This window comes from Ruegeria sp. S263 (assembly GCF_056780525.1).
This window is the reverse complement of sequence record NZ_CM165558.1, coordinates 2,951,148-2,966,162: the sequence shown is the minus strand read 5'-3', so window position 1 is coordinate 2,966,162 and position 15,015 is coordinate 2,951,148. Positions and strand designations below refer to the sequence as shown.

The window sequence follows — 15,015 nt, the reverse complement described above, 5'->3', positions numbered from 1 at the left end:
TCACACCCCCGTTTTCATCTTTTTCTGTAATGCTTTAGACATGGGCTACCTCCATGCCGTGTGCGCCACCCATCATCAGGCCGATTTCGTCTACCGTCAGCCCAGTGGTCGGGCGGGGTGCGCTTAGTCGTCCTTCGTTCAAGGCCGCGAAACTGTCTGAGATTTCCATCAGTTCATCCAGATCCTGACTGATGCAGATGACCGCTGTGCCCTTGGCCGCCAGGTCCAGAATGGCCTGCCGGATCGAGGCTGCCGCCGCCGCGTCCACACCCCAAGTGGGTTGGTTCACGACCAGAACGTCCGGGTTTTGCAGAACTTCGCGTCCGATCACGAATTTCTGCAGGTTCCCGCCCGATAGCGATCGCGCGGCGTTCTCTGGCCCCGGCGTGCGTACGTCGAACGCCTCGATAATCTTTTCCGCAAAGTTCTTGGTGTCGGCCCACTTCAGGAACCCATTGCTTTCCAGTCCTTCGCGGACAGAACCCGTCAGCAGGGCGTTTTCCGTCAGGCTCATGTCCGGTGCGGCCGCGTGGCCCAGACGTTCTTCGGGCGCGGTCAGCACGCCCAGCTTGCGTCGCGCGGTGGGGCCAAGCTTGCCAATCGGTTGGCCGTTGAACTTGATCGCATCAGCTGTTGTCTGGATTTCACCCGACAAAACGCCCAGTAGTTCGTCCTGACCGTTCCCGGCGACACCACCAATGCCCAGAACCTCGCCCTTGCGGACGGTCATGTGTACATTGCGCAGCGCCGTGCCAAACTCGGAAGGCGAGGGCACCGACAATCCGCTTACATCCAGCGCGACGTCGCCAAATTCTCGGCCACCGCGTTCAGGTGTTTGTAGGGTCGAGCCCACCATCATTTCAGCCATGTCACGGGCCGAGGTTTCAGCCGGAACACATTCGCCGACGTTCTTGCCCAGCCGCAGAATTGTGGCGTGATCGCAGAGCGTGCGGATCTCTTCCAGCTTGTGCGAAATATACAGGATCGAGGTGCCCTCGGACCGCAGTTTGTTCAGGGTCTCAAACAGGATCTCGACCTCTTGCGGGGTCAGAACCGATGTGGGTTCGTCCATGATCAGCAGCTTGGGATCCTGCAACAGACAGCGGATGATCTCGACCCGCTGACGTTCGCCCGCCGACAGATCGCCGACGGTGCGAAACGGGTCCAGAGGCAGGCCGTATGTTTCGGACACTTCGCGGATACGCGAGGCCAGATCGCCCATTGGCGGCGGGTTTTCCATCCCCAGCGCAATGTTTTCGGCCACGTTCAGCGCGTCAAACAACGAGAAATGCTGGAATACCATCGCGATCCCGTCAGCCCGCGCCGCACGCGGTTCGGGTGGTGCAAAGGGCTGGCCGCGCAGCAGCATCGTGCCGCTGTCGGGTTTCACCAGCCCATAGATCATTTTCACCAGCGTGGATTTGCCCGCGCCATTCTCGCCCAACAGGGCGTGAACTTCGCCTTCGCCGATGTCAAAAGACACCTGATCATTGGCCACGACGCCGGGATAGGCTTTAGTCAGCCCTTGTAAGCTTAGGAGTGGAGTGGTCACGCGCTCAGGTCCTTCTTCAACTCGTTCTGCCGGGCGGGGCGCAGCAATTGTGCTGCGACACCAACGGCGATCATCTGCGGGTGTTTGCCCAGACCGGGGTCACCGATGGGGCAGGTGATCCGGCTAATCCGTTCGGGCGAGTGCCCAAGGGCGGCCAGCCGCGACCGGAATCGCGCCCACTTCGTAGCCGAGCCGATCAGCCCGGCAAAGCCGAAACCGTGCGTCAGCAAACGGTTGCAAAGTTCCAGGTCCAGATTGTGGGAATAAGTCAGAACCAAATGCTCGGCATCACGCGGGGCATGACGGACAAGTTCGGCGGGTTTTGCGGCGGGTACAGCCGTAACAGATGCCGGGATATCGCCGGGAAACCGTTCCGGGCCGGTATCGACCCATGTGATTGCCAGCTCAGGCAGCGGTGACAGAACATCGACCAATGCGCGCCCGACATGGCCAGCGCCCCAAATCCACAGCTTGCGGGTCGGTTTGTGGACGGGCTCAACCATCCAACCGTCAAGAAGGTGGGGCTGTGGAACTGTTCCTTGTCCGCGTACCTGTGCCATCAACCGTTTGACTGACAAGGGCATTTCGGCGCCGGACGCTGAACGTGCGATGATCGTGTCGTCCAGCGCGTTCACTGCATCAAGGTCATAGACCTCGGTCAATAACGAGACTGCGCCACCGCAGCATTGCCCAAGATCGGGACCAAGCGCGTGCTGCGTCAGACGGGACGGCACAGTTTGAGTGCGCGCCGTTTCTGCTGCTTGATATTCCAGCGTGCCACCGCCGATCGTGCCGGATTGCCCGCCCTGCCAGACCAGCATGGCGGCACCGACTTCGCGCGGGGATGACCCCTTGATCGCAGCGATGACGACCCGGGTGACTTTCCCGTGGGTGTTGACCGCCTCCCTCAAAGCCTCAAGGTCAAATCCCATCAGATGTCTCCCTTCATCCGTTGAATGCCATGCCAGACCTGTTCAGCCGTGGCGGGGGCATCCAGCGCGGGATAGCTGTCTCCGCACGCGGCGACCGCATTCGACAGCGCCAGCCATGCCGAGATACCCAGCATAAATGGTGGCTCACCCACCGCTTTCGAGCGATAGATTGTGTCCTCGCGGTTCTCGCCATTCCAAAGCGCTACGTTGAAAATGTCGGGCCGATCCGAACAGGCCGGGATCTTGTAGGTCGAGGGGGCGTGCGTGCGTAGATTGCCCTTGCCGTCCCAGACCAGCTCCTCGGTCGTCAGCCATCCCGCGCCCTGCACGTAGCCGCCTTCGACCTGCCCGATGTCCAACGCCGGGTTCAGCGATGCGCCCGCGTCATGCAGGATATCGGTGCGCAGGATGCGGTTCTCACCGGTCAGAGTGTCCACCGCGACCTCGGTGATCGAGGCCCCATATGCGAAGTAGAAAAACGGGCGCCCACGGCCTGCGATCCTGTCCCATTCGATCTTGGGAGTTTTGTAGTACCCCGTGGCGGACAGGCTAATCCGGCCCTGATAGGCCAGCGCCGCTGCCTCGGCAAAGGTATAGCGTTCTTCGCCGACCGAAACGTGGCCATCCGTGAAGGTGACTGTCGACGGATCGGCCTGATGCCGCTCGGCCAGATAGTCAGCCATCCGGTCACGGATCGTGTCGCAGGCGGCTTTGACGGCCATGCCGTTCAGATCACTGCCCGAGGATGCCGCAGTTGCCGATGTATTCGGCACCTTGGCGGTGTCGGTTGCGGTGATCTTGACCATGTCCAACGGAATCCCGAACCGTGACGCAGCCACTTGCGCGACCTTCTGGAACAGGCCCTGTCCCATCTCGGTACCGCCATGGTTCAGATGGACCGAGCCGTCCTGATACACATGCACCAGCGCGCCCGCCTGATTGAGGTGGGTCAGCGTGAAGGAAATCCCGAACTTCACCGGAGAAAAGGCGATGCCCTTCTTGATCACGCTGTTCTCGGCATTCCATTTTTCTATCGCTGCCTTGCGCGCCGCATAGTCACTGGATTTCAGCAACGCTGCGGTCATGCCGTGCAGCTCAAAATCGCTGACTTCCATGCCGTAAGGCGTGGTATTGCCGCCAGCGGGAAGAGGGCGCAAAGGCGTGTCGCCCATCTCAACAGCGCCGCGGCTGGTCAGGTCTTCATGCGGGTCGGGATGGCCGAGTGGTTTGTCGGCTGGTTCACCTTCGACCACCTTGTGCGCGGGTTCATAGTAGTTCCGGCGTCGCAGTTCCACAGGGTCCAATCCAAGCGCATGCGCGGCGTGATCCATCACGCGTTCGATCCCGACCATACCCTGAGGGCCACCGAACCCGCGATAGGCGGTGGCGGATTGGGTGTTTGTTTTCAGTCGGTGGCTTTCAATCCGCGCGTTGGGCAACAGATAGGCGTTGTCGGAATGCAGCATCGCGCGGTCCGCCACGGGCAGGGACAAGTCCTGCGCCCAGCCGCAGATGGCGTGGTGCAGGAACGATACGCCCTGAATATGACCGTTATCATCGAACCCGGCTTTGTAGGAAATACGGAAGGCATGGCGTTTGCCGGTGATGATCATGTCATCATCGCGATCATAGCGCATCTTGCAGGCCTTACCCGTCGCACGCGCGGCCACGGCACATGCTACGGCCAAAGCGTTGCCCTGACTTTCCTTGCCGCCAAAGCCGCCACCCATCCGGCGGGTTTCCACGCGAACAGCGTGCATTGGAACGCCCAAAGCGTCGGCTACCTTGTGCTGAATCTCGGTCGGGTGCTGGGTCGAGCTGTGGACCAGCATGTCCGCGCCCTCGTTCGGCACGGCAAGTGCCGCCTGGCCTTCCAGATAGAAATGCTCCTGCCCGCCGAGTTCAAACGACCCTTCGATTACATGAGCCGCGTCCGCAATGGCCGCACCCGCGTCGCCCTTGGCATAAACGCGCGGACCGTCCTCGAACCGGCTGTCGGCGGCCAGTGCATCTTCGATTGTAAGGATCGGAGTTTCCTCAGCATAGTCGATCTTGCCCAGACGCGCGGCCTTTCGCGCGGCCAGATGGCTGGTGGCGACGACTAGAAATACCGGCTGACCGACATAGTGAACGGTTCCGTCCGACAGCAGCGGTTCATCATGGATTGAAGGTGAGACATCGTTGGCAAAAGGCAGGTCATCAGCCGTCATGACCATGACAACCCCATCAGCCGCTTTTACAGCCGACAGGTCCATGCCTGATATCTTGCCCTTGGCGATCGGGCTGAGGCCAAAGGCCAGGTGCAGGCTGCCCTTGGGTGTGGGGATGTCGTCCACGTACCGCGCAGAGCCAGAAACATGCAGTGGGGCTGCGTCGTGGGGGAGGGGTTTGGTCACGCTCATGCCGACACCTCCAACACGTTGGTCACTTCGCCCTGATCTTCGAGGAAATAGCGCTCGAGCATCGCTTTAGCGGTTTCCAGACGATAAGTGGCCGAGGCGCGCATGTCCGTGAGTGGTTGGTAGTCGTCGGCAAAGGCAGGCAGCGCGGCCTGAATGGTCGCAGCGGTCCATTGTTTACCGATCAATGCGGCCTCGACATGGGTTGCCCGTTTCGGCGTGCCGGCCATTCCGCCAAACGCGATCCGCGCTTGGGTTACGGTGCCCTCTGAAACGGTGATATTGAAACATCCGCAGACGGCCGAGATATCCTGATCGAACCGCTTGCTGAGCTTGTATGCCTTTAGGCGGTCCGCCTGTCGCGGGAAGCTGACGGCCTCAACGAATTCTCCGGGTGCGCGGTCTTGTTTGCCGTAGTCGATGAAGAAGTCTTCCAGCGGCATCGAGCGTCGCTCGTCGGCTTTGCGCAGATGCAAAGTTGCGCCAAGGGCAATCAAGGCAGGCGGGTTGTCCCCGATGGGCGATCCGTTGGCGATATTACCCCCCACGGTCGCGGCGTGGCGGACCTGTACGCTGGCATAACGACGGATCATCTCGGCGTAAGAGGGGTGGAGGTCGCTCAGAACCGCGCCCATCCGGTTCATGTCGACCATGGCGCCGAAACGAATTTCTTCGTCGGTGATCGTGATCTGTTTCAAGTCTTCGCAGCGGCTAAGGAAAATCACCGGGTCGAGATCACGCAGTTGTTTGGTAACCCAAAGGCCCACATCCGTGGCCCCGGCGACCAACGTCGCATCGGGGTATTGCGCATAAAGCTCTGCCAGTTCGTCGGCGGAGTTGGGGAGGTAGGGGGGCTCTGCCCCCCGGCCTGCGGCCTCCCCCCGAAGTATTTTTGAACAAGAGAAGGTTTGGTCGCCGGTGATCCATTCCGGGACGGGGTGCTGTTCGGCGGCCTCGGCTGCGCGGATGATTGGGGCATAGCCGGTGCAGCGGCAGAGGTTGCCAGCAAGCTGCGTATCGTAGTCGGTTGTGCCATTTGCGTGGCTTGCGACCATCGACATCACAAAACCGGGGGTGCAAAAGCCGCATTGCGATCCGTGCAGGTCGACCATGGCCTGTTGCACCGGGTGGGCGTCACCATTTGGGCTGCTGGCGCCTTCGACAGTGCGTACCGCTTTGCCATGCAGTTGCGGGAGGAACAGGATACAGGAGTTCAGCGCCTTCGCGCCGCCCTCATCCGTGACCATGACGGTGCAGGCCCCGCAATCGCCTTCGTTGCAGCCCTCTTTGGTGCCGGTCAGGCTGCGATCGTCGCGCAGCCAGTCCAGCAGGGTGGCCGTCGGATCAACATCCGACAGCTCCACTGTCTCTCCGTTCAGAAGAAACGTGATATCCATTCGTGAAACCCGTCGCCTTACCCGGTTGCGCCCTTGGGTGCCCTCCTTCGATGCGACGTAGAAAGAGTGGCGGGCGGATAGCTTGCCGTCAGATGTTAGAAACAGCGTGCCTTATCTGGCAAGAAAAACTGCCTGTGATATGTACCATTGACCGTATCTGATGGAGAATCTTTTGGTCTCGCTGCCAATTAGTCATTTGTTATTAAACATATTTTTGAAGTGGCAGCGCTGCCATTCCCGAAGCACCTTCTGGAAAAGCCGAATAATAGACGCCGATTTTTTAGGCATTGAAAGGGTGCGGTTCGCGCTTTTGCCGGGCCGCAGGCTGGGATAGCGTAGCGGTCATGAGTAGTACCCCTCGATTCATTCACCTCCGCGTTCACACCGAATATTCCCTGCTGGAAGGCGCTGTGCGGCTGAAAAAGCTGCCGGGTCTGTGTGAAAAGATGGAGATGCCCGCCGTCGCTGTTACTGACACCAACAGCATGTTCTCAGCTTTGGAGTTTTCCGTGACAGCCAGTGGCGCGGGTGTGCAACCGATCATGGGGTGTCAGGTTGATCTGACATATGTTCAGGCGCAACCCGGCGAAAAGCCCAAAGCACCCGCGCCACTGGTGTTGTTGGCGCAGTCTGAGGTTGGTTATGAAAACCTGATGAAGCTCAGTTCATGCTTATACGTGGACAAGGGCGGGCAGTTGCCGCAGGTCACGTTGGAGGAATTGGCGGATCGGTCAGATGGCTTGATCTGCCTGTCCGGCGGCCCGGATGGGCCAGTTGGTATGTTGCTGCAACAGGGGCAGCGCCCGGCGGCGGAGGCCTTGGTGGATCGGCTTGCCGGTATGTTCCCGGATCGCCTTTACCTTGAATTGCAACGCCATCCTGGTGAGGGTGGACAGCCCGAGGCAGAACGCCTGACCGAGCGTGGTCATGTCGAGATGGCCTATGCCAAGAACCTGCCTTTGGTCGCCACCAATGATGTCTATTTCCCGACATCAGATATGTATGAGGCGCATGATGCGCTGATCTGTATCTCGGAGGGTGCGTATGTCGATCAGCAGGACGGTCGCCGCCGCCTGACAGCGCAGCACTATTTCAAGTCGCAGCAAGAGATGACGACGTTGTTCGCTGATCTGCCCGAGGCGATTGAAAACACGGTTGAAATAGCGCGACGTTGCGCCTTCATGGCCTATCGCCGCGATCCGATCTTGCCCAAATTTGCCGATGACGAGGTGGCTGAGCTGCGCCGTATCGCCAACGAGGGGTTGCAGAAACGTCTGGCAGTGATCCCGCATGCGGTGACGCCCGAGGAATATCAGGAACGGCTGGATTTCGAACTTGGCATCATCGAAGGGATGGGGTTCCCCGGCTACTTCCTGATCGTTGCGGATTTCATCCAATGGGCCAAGGACCACGACATTCCCGTCGGGCCGGGGCGGGGGTCTGGCGCGGGTTCGTTGGTGGCATATGCACTTACGATTACCGACCTTGATCCGCTGCGCTACAGCTTGCTGTTTGAACGGTTCCTGAACCCCGAGCGGGTCTCGATGCCCGACTTTGATATCGACTTCTGCATGGATCGCCGCGAAGAAGTGATCCGCTATGTTCAGCAGAAATACGGGCGCGACAAGGTGGGGCAGATCATCACCTTTGGTGCGTTGCTGTCCAAGGCTGCCGTGCGCGATATCGGGCGAGTGCTGCAGATGCCTTACGGGCAGGTGGATCGCCTGTCGAAGATGATCCCGGTCGAAGGGGTCAAACCCGTCTCCATCGAAAAGGCGCTGAAAGACGAACCCCGTCTGCGTGAAGAAGCGCGCAACGAGGAAGTCGTGGACCGGCTGCTAACCTATGGCCAACAGGTCGAGGGGCTGCTGCGGAACGCCTCGACTCATGCGGCGGGGGTTGTGATCGGGGATCGGCCTTTGGACGCGCTGGTGCCTCTGTATCAGGATCCGCGCTCGGACATGCCCGCAACCCAGTTCAACATGAAATGGGTTGAACAGGCCGGGCTGGTGAAATTCGATTTTCTGGGTCTGAAAACGCTGACGGTGATCCAGAACGCGATGGACATCATCTTCAAATCCGGGCGACCCCTGCATATCGCCGCCGATGGCACCGAGCTTTACGAACCGGCAGAGGGGGCCGAGAACCAGATCAACGCCATCCCGCTGGATGATGAGGCGACATATAAGCTCTATTCTGCGGCCAAGACAGTGGCGGTGTTCCAGGTGGAATCCTCGGGCATGATGGATGCGCTCAAGCGCATGAAACCCACTTGTGTCGAGGATATCGTGGCCCTTGTGGCGCTGTACCGCCCCGGCCCGATGGAGAACATCCCGACCTATTGCGAGGTCAAGAACGGGCAGCGGAAAATCGAATCCGTGCATCCGCTGATTGACCACATCCTTGAGGAAACGCAGGGCATCATCGTTTATCAGGAGCAGGTTATGCAGATCGCTCAGGTCATGGCGGGGTACAGCCTTGGCGGCGCGGACCTGCTGCGCCGCGCGATGGGTAAAAAGATAAAAGAGGCGATGGACGCCGAACGCCCCAAGTTTGAAAAGGGTGCGGGTGAAAACGGCGTGGACGCCAAGAAGGCATCCGAGGTGTTCGACCTGCTGGAGAAATTCGCCAACTACGGCTTCAACAAATCCCACGCGGCGGCTTATGCGGTGGTCAGCTATCAGACCGGCTGGCTGAAAGCGAACCACCCGGTCGAGTTCATGGCCGGTGTCATGAACTGCGATATCCACCTGACCGACAAGCTGGCTGTCTATTTCGAAGAAGTCCGCAAGGGGCTGGAACTGCCCTATGTGCCGCCCTGCGTGAACCGGTCCTTGGCGACGTTCGACGTGGTTGAAGGGCATCTGGTCTATGCGTTGGGCGCGCTGAAAAACGTGGGCGTTGAGGCGATGAACCTTGTGGTCGATGGACGTCGCGCCGGAGGAGCGCAGGATGAAACGAGCGATAAGCCTTTCGTGAACCTGTTCGATTTTGCCCGCCGGGTGGATTTGAAAAAGGTCGGTAAACGCCCACTTGAGATGATGGCACGGGCGGGGGCGTTTGATCAGCTCGACAAGAACCGCCGCCGCGTGTTCGAAAGCCTTGAGCAATTGGTGCAGTATTCAGCCGCGATCCATGATCAGAAGAATTCAAACCAGGTGTCCCTGTTCGGCGAGGCCGGGGATGATCTGCCTGAGCCGCGCCTGTCCACTACGCCGGACTGGTTGCCAGCCGAACGTCTGAGCGAAGAATTCAAGGCCATCGGGTTTTACCTGTCGGGCCATCCGTTGGACGACTACATGCCCGCATTGAAGCGCAAACAAGTGATGACGCTGGATGAGGTAACGGAAAAGGCGCGCTCTGGCCCGTTTATTGCGAAAATGACAGGCGTGGTCGCCGGGCGGCAAGAAAGGAAATCCGCCAAAGGCAATCGGTTCGCCTTTGCGCAATTGTCTGACCCAACGGGCGCGTATGAGGTGACGCTATTCTCTGAAACGCTTGAGAAGTCGCGGGAATATCTGGAAACTGGCGCACAGGTAGTTTTGACCGCCGAAGCCACAATGGAGGCTGATCAGTTGAAGTTGCTGGGTCGGTCGGTAGGCCCAGTAGATACGGTCGTGGCCGATGCGGGGGCCACCGGTCTGCGCATTTTTGTGGACGAAGAACAAGCCCTGCCCACCGTGGCCAAAGTGCTGGAGGATGCGGCGGGTGCTGCCAAAAACGCCGCGCGCGGGCCGATCCAATTGTTGTTGATGGCCCCCGGCCTGCCAGGTGAGGTCGAGATGGAACTGGGACATGATTTTCCGATCAACCCGCAGATCAAGGGGGCAATCAAATCTCTGGACGGTGTCATGTCGGTTGAGGAAATCTGAAAACCCACGGTTCATTGCCAGAAGACGCCTGTCGGGGTAGGCTGGAATTCTGTTGAAATTCATTTGGGTTAAGTCGCGGGAGGACGCCAAATGGGAAATTCCAGGCTGTATTTCAAAATATGGGTGGTCGCGGTTGCAACCTCGCTGGTTCTGATGCCGGCGACACAGGCGCTCGCGGACAAGAAAAAGGAAGAAGACGCGATCAAGGGCGCTTTGATAGGCGCAGGGGTCGGAGCTTTGGTCGGTGACGGCAAAGGTGCGGCGGCTGGCGCGGTTGTCGGGGCCATAATCGGTGCCAACAAGTAGTATCCGGACCTGTCGGACCGAGTGCAAAAGCTATATTCGAAAGGACTTGATATGCGTTTTCACGTATTCACGCTGGTTTCAGCCGCTGCGTTTTTGGCGGTGCCTATGGCAGCTAAGGCCGACGACGAAGCTGATCAGATGAAGCAGGACGCTTTGCCGTTGATGTATCACACCTGCGCCTCGGTCATTGAAGAGGCGGACGGGAATGACGAATATGTTCTGGATGTCGTCGGCAAGATGACGGCTTTGTCTCTGTATAATCGGCAGATCGACATTGAGGCATATGCGGCGTCCGACGAAGACAAGGCCAGACTACGCGAAACCTTTCTGGCCGCGCTGACCGAAGGATGTGATGGTGACGAGGACGCGCTGTTGGGTGGTGTGGTCGATTCAGCGGTGAAAAAGACCTTGGGATTGTAAGTCTTCAGTAATGCGGCGGGCGTTCGTCGCCAAAGACGACACCGCCGGACCCTTCTTGTGCCCGTTCAGCCTCGCGTTGCAATAGCATCTCGACGCGTCGGGTCAGGCGGTCGATCTCGGATTGCTGGGCCGTGACGACTGCGTTCAGATCTTCGACCGTGCGGGTCAGGTGGGCGATCTGTTCTTCCAGATGCTGCATGGGGATCTCCTTTGGGCGTGGTCATAGCGGCACGGGCGGACCATGACCAGCGAAAGCGCGCCTTGCCCCGATGCGGGGCATGGGATAGACCGCGCGCGGAACACTAAACGCCCAAGGACGCCCCACATGGCCAAGCCCAAGAAACAGCCCCGCCCCAAGGCCGTAACGCCAAAAGGGTTCCGCGACTATTTCGGCCAGGAAGTCTCGCAGCGCGCGCAGATGCTGCAGACGATTGCGGACGTCTATCATCGCTATGGGTTTGACGCGCTAGAAAGCAGCGCCGTGGAAACGGTCGAGGCACTTGGCAAGTTCCTTCCGGATGTGGATCGTCCGAATGAGGGTGTGTTTGCGTGGCAGGAATTCGACGAGGGCGGGAATGGCGACTGGATGGCCCTGCGCTATGACCTGACAGCACCCTTGGCCCGTGTCTATGCGCAGCACCGCAACGACCTGCCGACGCCCTATCGCCGCTATGCGATGGGTCCGGTCTGGCGGAACGAAAAGCCGGGGCCGGGGCGATATCGTCAGTTTTATCAATGCGATGCGGATACAGTTGGCACGGCGTCGATGGCTGCGGATGCCGAGATTTGCGCGATGCTGTCGGACACGTTGGAGACCGTGGGAATTCCGCGCGGCGACTATCTGGTGCGGGTGAATAATAGAAAGCTCTTGAATGGTGTGATGGAAGTAGCGGGTGTGTTGGACCCAGAAAATCCCGAAAAGCACTCGTTTGAGCGAGGAATTGTTCTCAGGGCCATCGACAAAGTCGACCGTTTGGGCCCGGTCGGAGTTCGAGAACTCTTGGGCGAAGGTCGTCGCGATGACAGTGGTGATTTCACTCAAGGTGCGGGACTCACTGAGATTCAAAAATCGCTTGTTATGGCATTTGTTGCGAACGATACGAAAGGTTCGCCGAGCTTAAGCGTTATTTCGGACATTGTTCGCGGTGGCGGCACGGACAAGTTTTCTCAAACGGGAATGGATGGGGTTCGGGAACTCGAAGAAATATCCGAATTGCTTGAGGCGCAAGGCTATGGCCCTGACCGCATTGTCATCGACCCCTCGGTCGTACGTGGACTGGGCTACTACACCGGACCGGTCTATGAGGCTGAACTGACTTTCGAGATTTTCGACGAGAAAGGCCGCAAGCGGCAGTTCGGGTCGGTCTCGGGCGGTGGTCGCTATGACGATCTGGTAAAGCGATTCACTGGACAGGAAGTGCCCGCGACCGGTGTTTCCATCGGTGTCGACCGGCTGTTGGCCGCCCTGCGCGAAAAGGGCCGGATCGCGGCGCAGGCCAAAGGCCCCGTCGTTGTCACGGTAATGGACCGCGACCGTATGGCCGATTATCAGGCTATGGTGGCCGAGCTGCGCAATGCTGGCATCCGGGCCGAGGTTTATCTGGGCAACCCCAAGAACTTTGGCAATCAGCTGAAATATGCGGATAAGCGGAACTCACCCATCGCGGTGATCGAAGGTGGCGATGAAAAAGCCAACGGGATCGTGCAGATCAAGGACCTGATCCTTGGGGCCAAGATCGCCGAAAGCGCCACGCTTGAGGAATGGAAAGAACGCCCCAGCCAGTTCGAGGTACCACGCGGTGATCTGGTCGCCAAGGTGCGTGAAATTCTGGACAGTCAGGACTGACCCATGCCCAACCGTTCCCAGATACAAGCCCGCGCCGCGATGATGCGCGTCAGGTTCGAGGCGGCAGGCGCGCAGGTCGTGGACCCTCCGCTGCTGCAACCTGCGGACACACTGCTGGACCTTTACGGCGAGGACATCCGCGCGCGCGCCTATGTGACCTCGGACGCGTTGCGGGGCGAACAGATGTTGCGCCCGGACTTCACCCTGCCCGTGGTGCAGATGCATATGTCAGACGGGGCCGAGCCAGCGCGCTATACCTATTCCGGTGAGGTTTTCCGCTGTCAGGAGCACGACCCGGACCGTTCGAATGAATATATTCAGGTCGGGTACGAGGTATTCGACCGCAACGACCCCGCAGGCGCGGATGCGGAAGTTTTCTCGTTATTTGCGCTGCAATTGCGTGGCTTGCCGTTGCGCGCGGCGACCGGGGATATCGGTATCCTGACCGCCGCCGTTGCGGGTCTGAAAACCACCGACCGCCGCAAAGCCGCGCTGATGCGGCACCTGTGGCGGCCTCGCCGCTTCCGCGTTCTTTTGGATCGCTTCGCTGGTCGCAAGCCCGGCCCGGAAGGGCGTGACACTCTGCTGGATGCCAAAGACCCACTTGCCAATGAAGCGCCTATGATCGGCAAACGCCGCGCCGCCGAGATCGAGGCGCGGATCGCCGCGCTGCGCGAAGATCGCGATACGCCTCCGATTTCGGATAACGAATTGGTCGGGCTGGAAACCCTGTTGAACGTGCGCGAAACGATGCCCTTCGCACTGGAACAATTGCGAGATGTGGCGGTGGATTTACCGCAGATCACCCCGGAGTTGGACAGGCTCGAGGCGCGGGTCGCGTCGCTGCAGGCGCGTGGCGTGGATGTGGAGCGGTTGGATTTCGAAGCTGCCTATGGCCGCACGTCAATGGAATATTACGACGGCTTTGTTTTCGGTTTTTACGCCGAAGGTCGCCCCGACCTGCCGCCCGTTGCAACTGGCGGGCGCTATGACGCGCTGACCCGGCAGTTGGGGAACGGGGCCGAAATTCCGGCCGTAGGTGGCGTCATTCGCCCTGACCTGATGCTTGAAATCGAGGAGGCCGCGCAATGAGTTTGAAACTGGGCGTGCCCTCGAAGGGCCGGTTGATGGACAAGACCTTTGGCTGGTTCGAAAAGCGCGGCATCACCCTGTCGCGCAGCGGATCGGACCGGGAATACGCGGGTAAAGTCGATGGGATCGACGGTGTTTCACTGATCCTGCTATCCGCAGGGGAAATCCCGCGCGAACTGGCCGCTGGGCGCATTCATCTGGGTGTGACCGGTATTGATCTGGTGCATGAGAAACTGCCGCGCTGGGAACAGCAGGTCGAACAGATATCACAGCTTGGTTTTGGCAAGGCGGACCTGATCATCGCGACCCCCGCCTGTTGGGTGGACGTGGATACGCTGGACGATCTGGATGCGGCGGCGGCAGCCTTCCGCAAAACTCATGGTCACCGGCTGCGGATTGCGACCAAGTATCACCGGCTGGTGCGGGAATTTCTGACGGATGCGGGCGTGGCGGATTATACGCTGGTCGACAGTCAGGGCGCGACCGAGGGCACCGTGATGAACGAAACCGCCGAGGCGATTGCTGACATCACCTCGACCGGGGAAACCCTGCGCGCGAACCACCTGAAAATCCTGACCGACGGGCTAATCCTGCAATCGCAGGCAACGCTATGGCGCAGCCGTGTGGCCAAGTATGAGGCTGAGGACAAAGCCGTTCTATCCGAACTGCTGGACCGCCTTAGCTAAAGCAACCCGATATCCGCCAATGCGCGGTTCAGATCGTCGGGCAGGGCGTCGTCTTGCTCGCGGCCCTTGGGCAGATCGGCCGGAGTATCCTCGGGTTTCAGATAGCGCCAGCCTTGAAAGGGGCGCTTCAGGGCGTTCTGGGTGCGGTGTACTTCGGGGTCCAGTACGATCGCGCAACGACGGATGCCGTCCTCGCCCCGAACCTCGTCCAATCGCAAGATGCGCTGGCGGCATTGGATCACGCCTTTGATCACCCAATAGATTGATCCGCCGTTCAGAATCTCGGTCTCGCGTTTGGGCCACATGCGGGTGACATGGCGCGGGCAGCCGTCCTCATAGAGCGGTTTACGGCTGTCCTGCCACGCCATCAACGTATCGACGCTTTCCGATCCGACCGAAAGTTTGATGAGGTTTACGTACTTATCCACAGCTTTCCCACAGAGTCGTCCCAAGGCCCACCCCTATATTGTAGCTTGCATGGCGATGCTATCAAGGTGTTGTGGTTTTGTTGTG

Annotated in this window: 12 protein-coding genes; 6 read left to right on the top strand and 6 right to left on the bottom strand. The window is 59.5% G+C overall.

Going from position 1 to position 15,015, the window contains the following annotated elements; all coding sequences use genetic code 11:
* Window positions 1-34 precede the first annotated feature (34 nt).
* From ACT2B1_RS14780 to xdhA, 4 genes are read right to left on the bottom strand one after another with little or no spacing between them, the layout of a single operon-like run.
* A complete protein-coding gene (locus ACT2B1_RS14780) occupies window positions 35-1,552 on the bottom strand; it encodes an ABC transporter ATP-binding protein (RefSeq protein ID WP_171120149.1) in 1,518 nt (505 codons plus the stop codon).
* Window positions 1,549-2,484, bottom strand: coding sequence for a xanthine dehydrogenase accessory protein XdhC (gene xdhC, locus ACT2B1_RS14775; protein ID WP_171241498.1), 936 nt, complete (start codon window positions 2,482-2,484; stop codon window positions 1,549-1,551). The genes ACT2B1_RS14780 and xdhC overlap by 4 nt, the downstream gene beginning before the upstream one ends.
* A complete protein-coding gene (gene xdhB, locus ACT2B1_RS14770) occupies window positions 2,484-4,886 on the bottom strand; it encodes a xanthine dehydrogenase molybdopterin binding subunit (protein WP_481668018.1) in 2,403 nt (800 codons plus the stop codon). The genes xdhC and xdhB overlap by 1 nt, the downstream gene beginning before the upstream one ends.
* A complete protein-coding gene (gene xdhA / locus ACT2B1_RS14765) occupies window positions 4,883-6,280 on the bottom strand; it encodes a xanthine dehydrogenase small subunit (protein WP_481668017.1) in 1,398 nt (465 codons plus the stop codon). The genes xdhB and xdhA overlap by 4 nt, the downstream gene beginning before the upstream one ends.
* Before the next feature lie 344 nt (window positions 6,281-6,624).
* On the opposite strand from xdhA, the gene dnaE reads away from it, so the two are divergent.
* The 3 genes from dnaE to ACT2B1_RS14750 all read left to right on the top strand — a co-directional run bounded on the left by dnaE (window position 6,625) and on the right by ACT2B1_RS14750 (window position 10,878).
* Window positions 6,625-10,152 carry a DNA polymerase III subunit alpha gene (dnaE, locus tag ACT2B1_RS14760; RefSeq protein WP_481668016.1) on the top strand — a complete coding sequence of 1,176 codons (3,528 nt, stop codon included), beginning with the start codon at window positions 6,625-6,627 and terminating at the stop codon, window positions 10,150-10,152.
* A gap of 90 nt (window positions 10,153-10,242) precedes the next feature.
* Window positions 10,243-10,458: a glycine zipper 2TM domain-containing protein gene (locus ACT2B1_RS14755; RefSeq protein WP_171120159.1), complete on the top strand. Its 216-nt coding sequence runs from the start codon at window positions 10,243-10,245 to the stop codon at window positions 10,456-10,458.
* Window positions 10,459-10,509: 51 nt separating this feature from the next.
* Window positions 10,510-10,878, top strand: a complete 369-nt coding sequence (locus ACT2B1_RS14750; RefSeq protein WP_171241494.1) for a hypothetical protein — start codon at window positions 10,510-10,512, stop codon at window positions 10,876-10,878.
* A gap of 4 nt (window positions 10,879-10,882) precedes the next feature.
* Here ACT2B1_RS14750 and ACT2B1_RS14745 read toward each other — a convergent pair whose 3' ends face one another.
* Window positions 10,883-11,077 carry a SlyX family protein gene (locus ACT2B1_RS14745; protein WP_171120162.1) on the bottom strand — a complete coding sequence of 65 codons (195 nt, stop codon included), beginning with the start codon at window positions 11,075-11,077 and terminating at the stop codon, window positions 10,883-10,885.
* Window positions 11,078-11,203: 126 nt separating this feature from the next.
* Here ACT2B1_RS14745 and hisS point away from each other — a divergent pair, with 126 nt between their 5' ends.
* Genes hisS through hisG form a run of 3 tightly spaced genes read left to right on the top strand, consistent with a single transcriptional unit; the run spans window position 11,204 to window position 14,502 of the window.
* Window positions 11,204-12,724: a histidine--tRNA ligase gene (gene hisS, locus ACT2B1_RS14740; protein WP_171241493.1), complete on the top strand. Its 1,521-nt coding sequence runs from the start codon at window positions 11,204-11,206 to the stop codon at window positions 12,722-12,724.
* 3 nt (window positions 12,725-12,727) lie between these two features.
* Window positions 12,728-13,816, top strand: coding sequence for an ATP phosphoribosyltransferase regulatory subunit (locus ACT2B1_RS14735; RefSeq protein WP_481668015.1), 1,089 nt, complete (start codon window positions 12,728-12,730; stop codon window positions 13,814-13,816).
* A complete protein-coding gene (gene hisG / locus ACT2B1_RS14730) occupies window positions 13,813-14,502 on the top strand; it encodes an ATP phosphoribosyltransferase (protein WP_171127010.1) in 690 nt (229 codons plus the stop codon). Before ACT2B1_RS14735 ends, hisG begins: the two co-directional genes overlap by 4 nt.
* Here hisG and ACT2B1_RS14725 read toward each other — a convergent pair.
* The gene (locus tag ACT2B1_RS14725; protein WP_171120170.1) at window positions 14,499-14,930 is read right to left on the bottom strand and encodes a DUF1489 family protein; all 432 of its coding nucleotides are present in this window, start codon (window positions 14,928-14,930) and stop codon (window positions 14,499-14,501) included. The genes hisG and ACT2B1_RS14725 overlap by 4 nt on opposite strands.
* Between the last annotated feature and the right edge of the window lie 85 nt (window positions 14,931-15,015).

What these genes read in the sequence shown, in the direction of transcription:
- xdhC (WP_171241498.1), bottom strand. Translation starts at nt 2,484, where the DNA reads ATGGGATTTGACCTTGAGGCTTTGAGGGAGGCGGTCAACACCCACGGG.
- xdhB (WP_481668018.1), bottom strand. Translation starts at nt 4,886, where the DNA reads ATGAGCGTGACCAAACCCCTCCCCCACGACGCAGCCCCACTGCATGTT.
- xdhA (WP_481668017.1), bottom strand. Translation starts at nt 6,280, where the DNA reads ATGGATATCACGTTTCTTCTGAACGGAGAGACAGTGGAGCTGTCGGAT.
- dnaE (WP_481668016.1), top strand. Translation starts at nt 6,625, where the DNA reads ATGAGTAGTACCCCTCGATTCATTCACCTCCGCGTTCACACCGAATAT.
- ACT2B1_RS14755 (WP_171120159.1), top strand. Translation starts at nt 10,243, where the DNA reads ATGGGAAATTCCAGGCTGTATTTCAAAATATGGGTGGTCGCGGTTGCA.
- ACT2B1_RS14750 (WP_171241494.1), top strand. Translation starts at nt 10,510, where the DNA reads ATGCGTTTTCACGTATTCACGCTGGTTTCAGCCGCTGCGTTTTTGGCG.
- ACT2B1_RS14745 (WP_171120162.1), bottom strand. Translation starts at nt 11,077, where the DNA reads ATGCAGCATCTGGAAGAACAGATCGCCCACCTGACCCGCACGGTCGAA.
- hisS (WP_171241493.1), top strand. Translation starts at nt 11,204, where the DNA reads ATGGCCAAGCCCAAGAAACAGCCCCGCCCCAAGGCCGTAACGCCAAAA.
- ACT2B1_RS14735 (WP_481668015.1), top strand. Translation starts at nt 12,728, where the DNA reads ATGCCCAACCGTTCCCAGATACAAGCCCGCGCCGCGATGATGCGCGTC.
- hisG (WP_171127010.1), top strand. Translation starts at nt 13,813, where the DNA reads ATGAGTTTGAAACTGGGCGTGCCCTCGAAGGGCCGGTTGATGGACAAG.